The sequence below is a fragment of the Pseudomonas sp. NPDC089741 genome (assembly GCF_044748825.1).
Classification (GTDB): domain Bacteria; phylum Pseudomonadota; class Gammaproteobacteria; order Pseudomonadales; family Pseudomonadaceae; genus Aquipseudomonas; species Aquipseudomonas helmanticensis.
On record NZ_JBIVGT010000037.1, the window covers coordinates 21706 to 35828 of the forward strand.

11 protein-coding genes are annotated in these 14123 nt (G+C 57.9%); 7 read left to right on the plus strand and 4 right to left on the minus strand.

What is annotated here, in order from left to right; genetic code table 11:
• Positions 1-128 precede the first annotated feature (128 nt).
• Complete coding sequence (locus ACIPZE_RS24905) at positions 129-2273, minus strand: glucosyltransferase domain-containing protein (protein WP_400775950.1); 2145 nt, start codon at positions 2271-2273, stop codon at positions 129-131.
• A 356-nt stretch (positions 2274-2629) separates the two neighbouring features.
• On the opposite strand from ACIPZE_RS24905, the gene ACIPZE_RS24910 reads away from it, so the two are divergent.
• The 4 genes from ACIPZE_RS24910 to fabF all read left to right on the plus strand — a co-directional run bounded on the left by ACIPZE_RS24910 (position 2630) and on the right by fabF (position 7383).
• Positions 2630-4624, plus strand: a complete 1995-nt coding sequence (locus ACIPZE_RS24910; RefSeq protein WP_283438922.1) for a nucleoside-diphosphate sugar epimerase/dehydratase — start codon at positions 2630-2632, stop codon at positions 4622-4624.
• Positions 4625-4734: 110 nt separating this feature from the next.
• Positions 4735-5070, plus strand: a complete 336-nt coding sequence (locus ACIPZE_RS24915; RefSeq protein WP_129394938.1) for a helix-hairpin-helix domain-containing protein — start codon at positions 4735-4737, stop codon at positions 5068-5070.
• 212 nt (positions 5071-5282) lie between these two features.
• Positions 5283-6077, plus strand: coding sequence for an SDR family NAD(P)-dependent oxidoreductase (locus ACIPZE_RS24920; protein ID WP_400775953.1), 795 nt, complete (start codon positions 5283-5285; stop codon positions 6075-6077).
• A gap of 31 nt (positions 6078-6108) precedes the next feature.
• Entirely contained in the window at positions 6109-7383 is a 1275-nt protein-coding gene (fabF, locus tag ACIPZE_RS24925; RefSeq protein WP_400775956.1) for a beta-ketoacyl-ACP synthase II, read from the plus strand.
• On the opposite strand, the gene ACIPZE_RS24930 is transcribed toward fabF, so the two are convergent.
• From ACIPZE_RS24930 to eat, 3 genes are all read right to left on the minus strand, one after another.
• Positions 7380-7937 (minus strand): TetR/AcrR family transcriptional regulator, encoded by a 558-nt coding sequence (locus ACIPZE_RS24930; RefSeq protein ID WP_129394935.1) that lies wholly within the window; start codon positions 7935-7937, stop codon positions 7380-7382. The two genes, fabF and ACIPZE_RS24930, sit on opposite strands and share 4 nt — an antisense overlap.
• A 137-nt stretch (positions 7938-8074) precedes the next feature.
• Complete coding sequence (locus ACIPZE_RS24935; RefSeq protein WP_080896048.1) at positions 8075-8242, minus strand: DUF2897 family protein; 168 nt, start codon at positions 8240-8242, stop codon at positions 8075-8077.
• Positions 8243-8458: 216 nt separating this feature from the next.
• On the minus strand, positions 8459-9823 hold the full coding sequence (gene eat, locus ACIPZE_RS24940; protein WP_400775960.1) for an ethanolamine permease: 1365 nt from the start codon (positions 9821-9823) through the stop codon (positions 8459-8461).
• A gap of 399 nt (positions 9824-10222) precedes the next feature.
• Here eat and kdpF point away from each other — a divergent pair, with 399 nt between their 5' ends.
• From kdpF to kdpB, 3 genes are read left to right on the plus strand one after another with little or no spacing between them, the layout of a single operon-like run.
• Positions 10223-10312, plus strand: coding sequence for a K(+)-transporting ATPase subunit F (kdpF, locus tag ACIPZE_RS24945; RefSeq protein WP_007899818.1), 90 nt, complete (start codon positions 10223-10225; stop codon positions 10310-10312).
• Positions 10313-10320: 8 nt separating this feature from the next.
• On the plus strand, positions 10321-12015 hold the full coding sequence (gene kdpA / locus ACIPZE_RS24950) for a potassium-transporting ATPase subunit KdpA (protein WP_400775963.1): 1695 nt from the start codon (positions 10321-10323) through the stop codon (positions 12013-12015).
• Between the two features lie 24 nt (positions 12016-12039).
• The gene (gene kdpB / locus ACIPZE_RS24955) at positions 12040-14097 is read left to right on the plus strand and encodes a potassium-transporting ATPase subunit KdpB (protein WP_400775966.1); all 2058 of its coding nucleotides are present in this window, start codon (positions 12040-12042) and stop codon (positions 14095-14097) included.
• The last annotated feature ends 26 nt before the right edge of the window (positions 14098-14123 follow it).

Consider the following 14123-nt stretch of genomic DNA (forward strand, 5'->3'; position numbering starts at 1 on the left):
GCCAATCCACGTCGTTCGTAGGTAGCGCGCAATGACTCAAAGTGCCTGTTGTTCAACGTAATGAGGTGCATATCCTGTTGCCCGGAATGGAGCTCCAGGGAGCTCCGCTCGCGAAGGACGTTGATCGCCTATTGATATTGCGCGTGGGTCGGATCGGGTTTCTCTGAAAGCTTGATCAGGTAGACACCGTTATCCAGGCGAACAGAACCAGGCGCGGGCCAGACCGGCATATCCTTGAACTTCGGCGTGAGCCCTATACGAATTGTCGGGTGGAGTGTGAACACGTTGCTGAAACCGACCAGCTGCATATATTTGAGCATTCGGTTGGCGTTGCCTTCATCCCAGTCGAAGAACGAAGCGCTCATCGTTGAAGAGTCGGGAGATGGATATCGGCTACTGAAGGAAAACTTGCCATATATATCAACCGGTGCCCGAGCTTCTCGATCGAAATGAGGGTCGACCTCTGCTATCCGAGCATAGATGGCTTCTGCCGTAAGGCGGTCGTGGGTGGTCGCCAGAATGGTGCTGGCAGCATACTGACTGTTGATGGTTACCATCTGGAAGATCAGCACTGAAACCAGAATGAGGCCCAAGGCCTGGAGAGCACCTCGTTTTTCAAGAATGACCATGACGCTGAGCCACGTGATGAAAGACACTGCCAGCATGGAGCGCATCGGAAGAAACGAACCCCCGGTGACAAAATGCAGCAGGAAAGGCGAGAGTAGCAGGGCGCCTATAAACAGCATCATGCGAGCGGAGGATATCAGCGTTTTTTGCGTAATCAGAAGCAGTGTGGCGATGCCAAGGACCACCGTGGAAATGAAGAAACTGACGCCGAAGCTCTGCACCGATCCCGTATAGATCTTGAACATCTCATTAACGGTCAGCTTTGTGATCTGCAAAGGATTTGCGAGTAGCTCATCAATTTTCAGGAAACTGTCCAGATAACCGTAATTCACCGGGTAAAAGTGCTTCGCGACCTTGTTGAAGAACGCATATAAAATCAAACCGCTCAGGAAAACAGTTACCAGCGCAGCAATCCTTTTAACAAGCACCAGCAAAGCAGTAGGTGGTTCGTTAATCTTGTCTCGGGCCGCAAATATGACGCTACCGATTGCGACCACCAGATAAAACATTGCCAGCGACTGATAGGCGCCAATAGCCAGTGAGAGAAAGAAGCTGGCGCTGGCGAACTGGAGTATCTGGCCTCGATACAATCGAGCGGAAATATTTATACGAGATGTGATGTATACGGCGATGGATAAGCACAATACCCCAAGGCCGGTTGATGGCAAGTTTGAATAGAACTCGCCAATGAACCACCAGGTTGGGTGTGCGACAAATGCACAGTAGGCGAACGTTGTGATCCAGCTGAACTTTAGGTTATGTGCACGTAATATCACCATGTATGACAAGGCGAGGCAGATATAAAAAAACAGGTTCGGAGCAAATGGCAAGACCGGCAATGGGAAAATAAACTTTTCTACCAGGAACGCAGTCCATCGTCCGTCCGAAATCCAGACTGAAGGATCTGTGCGAAAGGCACCCACCTCGTCATCCACTGACAGGAAGAACTGGCTCATGGGAATAAGATTCAGAAAAATCCCCGCGCCCAGCAGCGCTGAAAACTCGGTTGGCGAGAAACCGTCTTTTTTTAGCGCGCCTTTCAATCGTGCGATCCAGCCGCTTTCCCGTTGGGTATAGTCAAGAATGGCCGCGTGCCAGTTGATCCATATGACGATCGCCAGTGCAATCAATGCCGCCAAGGTAATAGCCATGCCAACTCTTACTTTGTCGAGATGCGCACTGTCTATGTGAATGGAGATCTGGGGGTCCGTTGAACCAGCTGGTGCAATAAAGAAAGTACGGTTGTTGCGAATGCCCTTTTGAAGTTGAAACGATGGATTTACATTTTCCATCGACACCACGGAGTGGTAGACCAGCAAGTTAATACTCACCGATGTCAGGTAGAAATCCCCTGCTTTTTCGAGTGGGTCCCATCGCAGGTCATCGTCATAGACTGGCAGACTGAACTGAAACGCTGTTCGGGAAGAGTCGAGTTTTGTATAGGAGGAGTTTTGCTCGGTATAAGGTGAAAGTCTTTTGTAGAATAACTGTGATTTTTCAGCAGGGAATTCAAGAGTTTCGATTTTCAGCGTCGGCGTTAATATTGGACTTTTGAGTAGTAACCACGTTAGAGCCAGTGTCAGGATGACGACCAGGGCTGTCCATTTTGTAAGTGTCTTTACCTTTATCCTGAACCCGGTGTGCATAACGTGTGCTCACTTCCCTATACTTTCTGATTGTTGATTTCTTTGGCGCGTAAGACGGGGAACTCAGTTTGCAGAGCTACCCAACGGCTCGCACAGGCCAGGAGCCGGTCGCAAACGCGCCCGAGAGTATACTCGCTCACCTGACCAGTCGCAGTAACACGTGGCGGGCAGTGGATAAAATTTTCCCGGCTGAACGGGAAAGTCGCTGCTAGGGTCTGAGTAATTGACGCAAATTACATGCTTCGACAGTTGCTGCGCTTGGCCAGTTCTTTTTTCTGTAACGAAAGCCCTCACCTCCGTACAATGTCAACCGCCGATTCAACCCAAGGGAGTAGGCCAGATTGGTACAGGGGAGTATGAACAGAATGCGCGAATTCTTGCTGGGATTGCCACGTCGCCAGAAACGATTGATTCAGGTTTTGACCGATGTCGGCCTCGTCTGGCTGGCGCTGTGGCTGGCGTTCATCGTCCGGCTGGGCATCGACGAGATGGTCAATCCGTTCAAAGTGCACCTGTGGCTGTTCGTCTGCGCTCCCATCGTTGCCATCCCGCTGTTCATCCGGTTTGGCATGTACCGGGCAGTCATGCGCTATTTCGGCAACGACGCACTGGTGGTGATCATCAAGGCGGTCAGCTTGTCTTCGTTGATCCTGGCGCTGGTCGTGTACTGGTACAGCAATCACGAAGCGGTCGTACCGCGCTCGATCATTTTCAATTACTGGTGGCTGAGCCTGGTGATCATCGGCGGCCTGCGCCTGTGCATGCGCCATTACTTCATGGGCGACTGGTTCACCGCAGCCCAGCATGTACCGTTCACCAATCGTGACGACGGCCTGACCAAAGTTGCTGTTTATGGCGCGGGTGTCGCAGGTAATCAGTTGGTGGCAGCGCTTCGTATGGGCCGGGTCATGCGCCCGGTAGCCTTTATCGATGATGACCCGGGCATCTCGGATCGCTCGATTTCCGGGCTTCAGGTCTACAAACCCAAACACATTCAGCAGATGATCGACATGACCGGCGCGCAGGAGATTCTCCTCGCGCTACCGTCCTCGACGCGTGCGCGACGCCGGGAAATCCTCAATCTGCTTGAAGGTTTTCCACTGCACGTGCGCAGTGTTCCCAATTTCACTGACCTGGCCAGCGGCCGCGTGAAGGTCGAAGACATCCAGGAAGTCGATATTGCCGACCTGCTTGGGCGTGACGCGGTGCCGGCCCAGCCTGATCTGCTGGAGCGCTGCATCAAAGGCAAGATTGTCATGGTCACCGGTGCCGGCGGGTCGATCGGTTCCGAACTGTGCCGGCAGATCTTTTCCCTGGAGCCGACCACGCTGTTGTTGTTCGAGCACAGCGAGTTCAACCTTTACAGTATCCTTTCGGAGCTGGAACAGCGTAGCTGTCGTGAATCGGTCCCCGTCAAGCTGCTGCCGATCCTCGGTTCGATCCGTCATCCGGACAAACTGCTCGACGTGATGAAAACGTGGAAGGTCGATACGGTCTACCATGCCGCCGCTTATAAACATGTGCCGATGGTCGAGCACAATATCGCTGAAGGCGTACTCAATAACGTCATTGGCACGCTCAATACTGCCCAGGCGGCATTGCAGTCTGGCGTGTCAAACTTCGTGTTGATTTCAACCGACAAGGCCGTGCGCCCGACCAACGTCATGGGCAGTACCAAGCGTCTGGCCGAGTTGACCCTTCAGGCGTTGAGCCGTGAGATTGCCCCGGTATTGTTTGGCGACAGTTCCAACGTCTCCCGAGTCAACAAGACGCGATTCACCATGGTGCGTTTCGGTAACGTACTGGGTTCGTCCGGTTCGGTGATTCCGCTGTTTCACAGTCAGATCAAATCAGGCGGCCCGCTGACAGTCACTCACCCCAAGATCACCCGCTACTTCATGACCATCCCTGAAGCTGCGCAACTGGTGATCCAGGCCGGTTCGATGGGGCAGGGAGGTGATGTCTTTGTTCTGGATATGGGCGAGCCGGTAAAAATCGTCGAACTGGCGGAGAAAATGATTCATCTCTCCGGTTTGAGCATTCGTTCGGATCGCAATCCACAGGGTGATCTGGCCATTGAGTTCACGGGGCTGCGACCTGGTGAAAAGCTCTACGAGGAGCTGCTGATCGGCGACAACGTTGCAGCGACACCGCACCCGATGATCATGACCGCTAACGAAGATCACCTGCCTTGGGATGTGCTGAAGGCCAGGCTGAGCGAATTGCTGGTTGCGGTCGAAAAGGATGATTACTCCCGCGTCCGCCAACTCCTGCGTGAAACCGTCAGCGGCTACACCCCCGACGGCGAGATCGTTGACTGGATCTACCAGCAGCGCCGTCTCGAGCCCTGATTGTTTCACATCCTGTAACGTACGCATTTTTGACTTATGCCCATCGTGACCTAAGTTTGGGGAGCAGCTTCGGAAAGCTGCTTTCTCAAATGATGATGGAGCGTCACTTTATGCGTACCGGTTACTTCTACTCGCTGATTTTTACCCTGCTCACCAGCGCCTCGATTACGGCGATTGCGGCGCCAGTTGCTACGCCGGAGCTGCCAAAGGCGCCTCTGGTGATGGAGGTGTCAGCCGCGTCCTCGAAGGAAAAAATCGATCTGAACGACGCAGATGCGCCGACCTTGCAGAAAGAGCTGTCCGGTGTAGGTGAGGCCAAGGCCAAGGCGATTGTTGCATATCGAGAAACAAATGGGCCGTTCGCGTCAGTGGATGAGTTGCTGGAAGTAAAGGGTATTGGCAAAGCGATTCTGGATCGCAATCGTGAAAAGCTGGAAGTGAACTAAGCTGGGTTTTCCAAGCCATGAGGCCGGTCATTGACCGGCCTTTTTTGTTTCATCAGTACACGGACGGGCCACAAGGTCATGAACACGTTCGTCGGATGATAAAAAATTACGTCTATCATATCTCGTTAAGATTATGCCTATAATAAATCACCGCCTCTGACCGCGTGTTCCCTCAGTGGCTTTTCATTTCGAGCATTTTCAGGAGTACTGGCATGAATTCCGCAAAACACCAAGGCGTAGCTCTCGTCACTGGCGCTTCATCCGGTATCGGTGCGATCTACGCCGAGCGGTTGGCTGCACGCGGTTTTGATTTGCTGTTGGTAGCCCGTGATGAGGAACGTCTGGAGATCGCCGCGACCAAATTACGCGATGCGCATGGCATTCAGGTTGAGGTGCTCAAAGCGGATCTCACGCAAAAGGACGACGTGCTGAAACTTGAACAGCGCTTGCGCAGCGATTCGGGCATCAGCTTGCTGGTGAACAATGCCGGGGTTGCCGCTGACGGTCTGCTGGCCAATGCAGACCTCGATCAGTTGGAGCGCTTGATCCAGTTGAACATCACCGCTGTCACGCGTCTGGCAGCGGCGGCCGCCGCGAGTTTCACCAAGGCTGGACGTGGCGTGATCATCAATATCGCTTCGGTAGTGGCGCTGTTTCCCGAGCGCTTCAATGCAACCTATAGCGCCAGCAAAGCTTATGTGCTGAGCCTGAGCCAATCGCTGAACGCCGAACTTGAAGGTACCGGTGTTCAAGTCCAGGCGGTTTTGCCCGGCGTAACCCGCACGGAAATCTGGGAGCGTTCCGGGATCGATGCCAGCGGCATTCCGGCCGCGATGGTCATGGAAGCTGGCGAGATGGTCGACGCGGCACTGGCCGGTCTGGATCAGGGTGAGTTGATTACCATCCCGTCGTTGCCCGATGCCGGGGATTGGCAGGCGTTCGTTGCTGCGCGTCATGTCCTGGCGCCGAACCTTTCGCACAGTTCGGCAGCCCAACGCTACAAGTAAGGCCATTCAATTGATCAGGGGTAACCACGGTATGGATCAGCGTCGAGTTGTCGTCACAGGGATGGGCCTGGTTTCGCCGTTGGGCAGTAATGTCGAAATCGTCTGGCAGCGATTGCTAGCCGGACGCTCGGGTCTGCGTCATTTGCCCGATGCAGTGGTCGCCGACTTGCCGACCCGCGTTGGCGGCAGGGTTTTGTCCCTTGAGGAGGATGCCGAGGCGGGATTTGATCCGGATCGCGCCACGCCACCGAAAGAACAGAAGAAAATGGACCGCTTCATTCAGTTCGCCATGGAGGCCGCCCGTCAGGCACTTGAGCAGGCGGGGTGGCAGCCGACCGACAGCGTTGATCAGGAACGCACCGCGACCATCATCGGCTCCGGTGTCGGCGGCTTCGGCGCCATTGCCGACGCCGTGCGCACCACCGATAGCCGTGGCCCGCGACGTTTGTCGCCATTCACCATTCCGTCGTTTCTGGTCAATCTGGCGGCCGGCCACGTGTCGATCCAGCACGGCTTGAAAGGTCCCTTGGGCGCGCCGGTGACGGCGTGTGCTGCCGGGGTTCAGGCGATTGGTGATGCGGCACGCCTGATTCGCGCCGGTGAGGCGGATATCGCCGTGTGCGGAGGGGCGGAAGCGGCGATCGATCGGGTCAGCCTTGCCGGGTTTGCTGCTGCCCGTGCATTGTCCAGTGGTTACAACGACACTCCCGAGCGCGCATCACGTCCCTTTGACAGCGGTCGTGATGGCTTCGTAATGGGCGAGGGTGCCGGTCTGCTGGTGATCGAATCGCTGGAACATGCCTTGGCCCGGGGCGCTCAGCCTCTGGCCGAGCTGGTCGGTTATGGCACCAGTGCCGACGCTTATCACCTGACCGCCGGGCCGGAGGACGGCAGCGGCGCGCGCCGGGCGATGACTCTGGCGTTGGCGCAGGCCGGGGTAACCCCGGATCAGGTCCAGCATCTTAATGCTCATGCCACTTCCACGCCGGTCGGCGATCTTGGCGAATTGGCGGCGATCAAGTCGCTCTTTGGCACCGAGAAGAAAGTTGCCGTGACCTCGACCAAATCGTCCACGGGGCACTTGCTGGGTGCGGCGGGTGGGCTCGAGGCGATCTTCACGTTGTTGGCGATTCGCGATCAGGTGGTGCCGCCGACGCTGAACTTCGACAATCCAGATCCGGCGAGCGAAGGCGTGGACATCGTCCATGGGCAAGCGCGGTCGATGCCGATCGAATATGCATTGTCCAACGGCTTCGGTTTTGGCGGGGTGAATGCCAGCGTGCTGTTCAAGCGCTGGCAGGCTTAACCTTCGGACTGTTTGAGGTGTTCGCGGGCGACATCGAGAATGCGTTGCGCAAAATCGGCATCCGCGACACTGCGTGACAGCAGCAGCGCGCCAACCAGTGTCGACATGATGACAATGGCACGGTCAGCGCTGTTTTCGCCGCTCAGGGTTTCCTCTATCTGCTCCAGCCGCGCATTGAGAATTTTGTCGCTGGTGGGACTTGCCTGACCACGCAAGCCAAGTTCAGAGGAAATGGTCAACAGCGGGCATCCCTCATGGGGCGACGTCAGGTGCCATTCAGACAGGTAGGTTTCGATGAATGCTTCGCGAGGGTGTTCCTGAGAAAACAGTTCAGCGCATAGACCATCGACCTGATCGCCTGCCTCCTGCAAAGCCTTCTCGACCAACTCGTCCTTGGACTTGAAGTGCGAATAGAAGCCGCCATGGGTCAACCCCAGTGCTTTCATCAACGGCTGCAAGCCAGTCGCGCCGATGCCGTCCTTGCGGAATCGTGCCGAGGCTTCCTTGATGATGCGCTGATGGGTCTGGGCTTTATGGTCCTGCGAGTAACGCATGTGGAACTCTCCGCAACAATGCCACCATCTTAACCAAGGAAAATTAAATGGTGACTGTACTTCTACTTCTAAAAAGCATGCAGATAAGTCCGAAAGGAACCCGAACGAAAAACCCCGCCAATCAGGCGGGGTTTTTGTCAGCGGTCTTGCGCTTCTTTGGCGTCCGCTTCGGCATTGCGGGCGGCGACGCGTTTGCGTTCTTCATCGGTCAGTTCGACCTTGTTGGCGGTGTCACGCAACATCATCAAACCGCCGACGATCGAGCCGATTGCAACGACCAGAATCAACCAGGCATACCAGGGCATAACGGCTCTCCTTAATGTCAGCGTGACGGACGAGGATTTCGCCGTGCAACGCTGCTTACCACTTTTGAGCGAAGTGACTTCGCAGTGGTTCCATTCTAGGCCGGTTATCCCTGCTGCACCCGAAATCCCTGTAGGAGCCGCGGCACGCTGCGATCTTTTGATCTTTTGGCAAAGTAAAGTCGAAAGATCGCAGCGTGCCGCAGCTCCTACAGGGGATCACTGGCCCGTGAGCATGGCGTCGGCCGGGGCATTGGCGCGCAACTGGCCGGTAAGCAGGAAGTAGGTAAAACCGACGGCCATGAATCCGAGGAAGATCAAGCCGATCAGCGCGTTGAACCATGCCATGGCGATCAGGCACACCACTGCCAGCACCAGCGCGATCAGCGGGATCAACGGATAGCACGGCGCGCGGAAAGTACGTTCCAGGTTCGGTTCCGACTTACGCAGTTTGAACAGGCTGAGCATGCTCATGATGTACATCACGATCGCGCCGAACACCGCCATGGTGATCATCGCGGCGGTGAGGGTCATGCCGCCGAGGTTGATCAGGCCGTCGCTGTAGATCGCCGCGATGCCGATGATGCCGCCGGCGATGATCGCGCGGTGCGGGGTCTGGAAGCGCGAGAGTTTCGCCAGTGAGGTAGGCAGGTAACCGGCGCGGGCCAGGGCAAAGAACTGCCGTGAATAGCCAAGGATGATCCCGTGGAAACTCGCCACCAGGCCGAACAAGCCGATCCAGACCAGCATGTGCAGCCAGCCGGAGTTGTCGCCGACCACGGTTTTCATCGCTTGGGGCAACGGGTCGTTGATGTTGGCCAGGGTGCGCCAGTCGCCGACGCCGCCAGCAAAGAACATCACGCCCATCGCCAGTAACACCAATGTCAGGATCCCACTGATATAAGCCTTGGGAATCGTGCGTTTCGGGTCCTTGGCTTCTTCGGCGGCCATAGCCGCGCCTTCGATGGCGAGGAAGAACCAGATCGCGAATGGAATGGCGGCGAACATCCCGGCAATCGCCGGCGCGCCGAATACGTCCGAGCCGGCCCAACCATTAAGCGCGAAATTGCTGAAGCTGAACGCTGGCGCGACCACGCCCATGAACACCAGTAATTCAGCCACAGCCAGTACGCAGACGATCAATTCGAACGTCGCCGCCAGCTTCACGCCGAGAATGTTCAACCCCATGAACACGATGTACGCGCCGACCGCGGCGTGTTTCGGATCGAGCGCCGGAAACTGCACATTCAGGTAAGCGCCAATGGCCAGAGCAATCGCTGGCGGGGCGAAGACGAATTCGATCAGCGTCGCCAGCCCGGCGATCAATCCTCCTTTTTCACCGAACGCACGACGGCTGTAGGCAAACGGCCCGCCCGCGTGTGGGATCGCGGTGGTCAGTTCGGTGAAGCTGAAGATGAAGCAGGTGTACATGGTCGCGACCATGAACGAAGTCACCAGAAAGCCAAGCGTCCCGGCAACGCCCCAGCCGTAACTCCATCCGAAATACTCCCCGGAAATCACCAGCCCCACGGCAATGCCCCACAGGTGCAAAGTGCCCAGCGTGGGTTTGAGTTGTGTGTTCATGCGGTTGCTCCCTGAACGGTTTGGAAAGCTCGGGGGAGGGCGCGTGCAGTGGACGTGCCATTGCGGTGAAACAAGTCGTAATGAGTTGAAAGCTGTCGTATCGGGGATGTTCGCAGATGGATGGCCACACATTTGTGCGCCAGTTGGGTGCGATGTTGCCTGTGCTGCCGTCTTCGCGAGCAGGCTCGCTCCCACAGGGGAATGCATTTGAAAATGTGGGAGCGAGCCTGCTCGCGAAGAGGCCGGCCCAAACGCCACAAAACCTCCTGTAACGCCCGTATAAACCCACTCTTTACGCTTTCTTTATGCCCCGCCGCACCCCTCGGTCTCGTTCCTTTACAGCCTCCTTTCCGACAATCACCCCACACGCGGCAATACGCCGTAACACGGAGATCTTCCATGAGCGTTCTGGACGGGGTGTCACTGCTGCTGGCAGTGGGGCTGTTCATTTATCTGTTGGTTGCGCTGTTGCGCGCGGATCGGAACTAGGAGCGGCTATGCACAGTTATGACTATTGGCTGATCCTCGCGTTTTTCGCGGTGGTCCTGCTGCCGGCGCCGCTGCTCGGGCGCTTCTACTACAAAGTGATGGAAGGTCAGCGCACCTGGCTGACACCGATTCTCGGCCCGGTCGAGCGCGGTTGTTACCGCGTTGCCGGGGTCGATCCGCAGGCTGAACAGAGCTGGCAGAAGTACACGCTGGCACTGCTGGCGTTCAACCTCGCCGGGTTCCTGCTGCTGTTCGCGATCCTGCTGTTCCAGGATCACTTGCCACTGAATCCGCAGAATCTGCCGGGCCAGGAATGGACCCAGGCGTTCAATACCGCGGTCAGTTTCATGACCAACACCAACTGGCAGTCCTACAGCGGCGAAGCGACCCTCAGCTATCTGAGCCAAATGGTCGGCCTCACCGTGCAGAACTTCGTCAGCGCCGCCACCGGCCTCGCCGTGCTGGTTGCGTTGTGTCGCGGTATCGGTCGCAAATCGACCAAGACGCTGGGCAACTTCTGGGTCGACATGACCCGCGCCACCCTCTACGGTTTGCTTCCGCTGTGCCTGCTGCTGGCGCTGTATCTGGTCTGGCAGGGCGTGCCGCAAACCTTCGCGCAGTATGTCAACGCGGTGACGATGCAAGGTGTTGATCAAGTGATTCCGCTGGGTCCTGCGGCCAGCCAGATTGCGATCAAGCAACTGGGCACCAACGGTGGCGGATTCTTCGGCGTCAACTCGGCGCACCCGTTCGAGAACCCGAGCGCGTGGAGCAACCTGTTCGAAGTCGCTTCGATCATCCTGATCCCGGTGGCGCTGGTGTTCACCTTCGGCCATTACGTCAAAGACCTGCGTCAGAGCCGCGCGATCATCGCCTGCATGCTGGCGCTGTTCCTGATCGGTGGCGCGACGTCGCTGTGGGCCGAGTACCAACCGAACCCGACCCTGAACAACGCCGCCGTCGAACAGACCGCGCCGCTGGAAGGCAAGGAAGCGCGCTTCGGCACCACCGCCACCGTGCTTTGGTCGGTGACCACCACGGCCGCGTCGAACGGTTCGGTCAACGGCATGCACGACAGCCTCAACCCGCTCAGTGGCATGGTCGCGCTGGTCAACATGATGGTCGGCGAAGTGATCTTCGGCGGCGTCGGTGCCGGGCTCTACGGCATGTTGCTCAACGTGCTGATCGCGGTGTTCCTCGCCGGCTTGATGATCGGCCGTACCCCGGAATACCTCGGCAAGAAACTGCAGGCGCGTGAAGTGCAATTGTTGGTGGTGACCTTGCTGGTGATGCCGGTCGGCGTGCTGGTGCTCGGTGCGATTGCTGCCACGGTTCCCAGTGCGGCAGCCACTATCAGCAACCCCGGCCCACACGGTTTCAGCCAGTTGCTTTACGCCTATACCTCGGCGAGTGCCAACAACGGTTCGGCGTTCGGTGGCCTGAGCGCGAACACGCCGTTCCACAACCTGATGCTCGGGCTGGGCATGTTGATCGGTCGCTTCGGCTACATCCTCCCGGTGCTGGCCCTGGCCGGTAGCCTGGCAATGAAGAAAACCGCACCGATCGGCCAGAACAGCTTCCCGACTCATGGCCCGCTGTTCGTGACCCTGTTGACCGTGACCATTTTGCTGGTCGGCGGCCTGACCTTTCTGCCGACCCTCGCATTGGGGCCAATCGCAGAGCATCTGAGTATGGGCTTCTAAGCCTTTCATTTTAGGAGCTGGATGATGAATATGCCCGCAATCAAACCGGCCGCCGTCAAGGCGCCGGAACAAGCGAAAACCGCGATTTCGGCCCTCTGGCGTCCGGCGCTGGTGCAAGCCTTCGTCAAGCTCGACCCTCGGCAGTTGAAACGTTCGCCGGTGATGCTGGTGGTCGAATTGACGGCGATTTTCACCACCGTGCTGTGCTTCATTCCCGACGCCGATGTGCCGACCTTTGTTGCTGCACAAATCGCACTGTGGCTGTGGTTCACCGTGCTGTTCGCCAACTTCGCCGAAGCCTTGGCTGAAGGTCGCGGCAAGGCTCGCGCCGACAGCCTCAAAGCTGGCAGCGAAGGCCTCAGTGCGCGGCGCAAACTGGCCAATGGCAGCTTTCAAGTGGTGCCTGCCGCGAGTCTGCGCAAAGGTGATGTGGTGCGTGTCGAAGCGGGGGAGATGATCCCCGGTGACGGCGAAGTCATCGAAGGCATCGCCGCAGTCAACGAAGCGGCGATTACCGGTGAATCTGCGCCAGTGATTCGCGAGTCCGGCGGCGACCGTTCGGCGGTCACCGGCAACACGCGACTGGTGTCCGACTGGTTGCTGGTGAAAATCACCGTCAATCCCGGTGAGTCGACTCTCGACCGCATGATCGCGCTGGTCGAAGGCGCGAAACGCCAGAAGACCCCGAACGAAGTCGCGCTGGACATTCTGCTGATCGGCCTGACGTTGATCTTCCTGTTGGTCGTGGTGACCCTGCAACCGTTCGCCCATTTCGCCAACGGCAGCCTGCCGCTGGTGTTTCTGGTGGCGCTGCTGGTCACGCTGATTCCGACCACCATCGGCGGTCTGCTGTCGGCCATCGGCATTGCCGGCATGGACCGTCTGGTACGCCTCAACGTGATCGCCAAATCCGGTCGCGCCGTAGAAGCGGCGGGCGATGTGCATGTGCTGCTGCTCGACAAGACTGGCACCATCACCTTCGGTAACCGTCGTTGCAGCGCCGTGTATGCCGCGCCGGGTGTGAGTGGTCGCGATCTGGCCGAAGGTGCGCTGTTTGCTTCGCTGGCCGACGACACCGCTGAAGGCAAGTCCGTCGTCGAGTACCTGCGCGGTCTGCATCCGCAAGCGGAACCGGCGCTGGAAACCCTCACCGCCGTGCCGTTCAGCGCTGAAACCCGCCTGTCCGGCGTCGACTATCAGGGCCGGGTTTATCGCAAGGGCGCGGTGGATTCGCTGCTGGCCTTCCTTGGTCAGAAACGTGCTGATCTGGCCCCGGCGCTGGCGCGGGAAATCGACAAGATCGCCCAGAGCGGCGGCACGCCGTTGCTGGTCTGTGCCGACGGCAAATTGCTCGGCGCGATTCACCTCAAGGACGTGGTCAAGCCAGGTATTCGCGAGCGCTTTGCCGAGCTGCGCAAACTGGGGATTCGTACGGTAATGGTCACCGGCGACAACCCGCTGACCGCTGCGGCGATTGCTGCCGAAGCGGGGGTTGACGATGTGCTCGCCGAAGCCACGCCGGAGAAAAAACTCGCGCGCATTCGCCACGAGCAGAACGACGGTCGACTGGTCGCAATGTGCGGCGACGGTGCCAACGATGCTCCGGCGCTGGCCCAGGCTGACGTCGGCATGGCGATGAACGACGGCACACAAGCGGCGCGCGAAGCGGCGAACATGGTCGACCTCGACAGCGATCCGACCAAGCTGCTCGACGTGGTGCAGATCGGCAAGGAATTGCTGGTCACTCGCGGAGCCTTGACGACGTTCTCCATCGCCAACGACATCGCCAAATACTTCGCGATCCTGCCGGCGCTGTTCGCCTCGATCTATCCGCAACTGGGGGTGCTGAACATCATGCACCTGAGCAGTCCGCAGAGCGCGATCCTCTCGGCGATCGTCTTCAACGCCTTGATCATCGTCGTGCTGATTCCGCTGGCGCTGCGCGGTGTGCGCGTGCAGGCGGCGAGTGCGGCTGCGTTATTGCGGCGCAATTTGTTGATCTATGGGCTGGGCGGGATTCTGGTGCCGTTCGTGGGGATCAAGGCGATCGACATGTTGCTCACGGCTTTGCATTTGGTTTGAGTTTTAAGAGCCCCTCACCCTAGCCC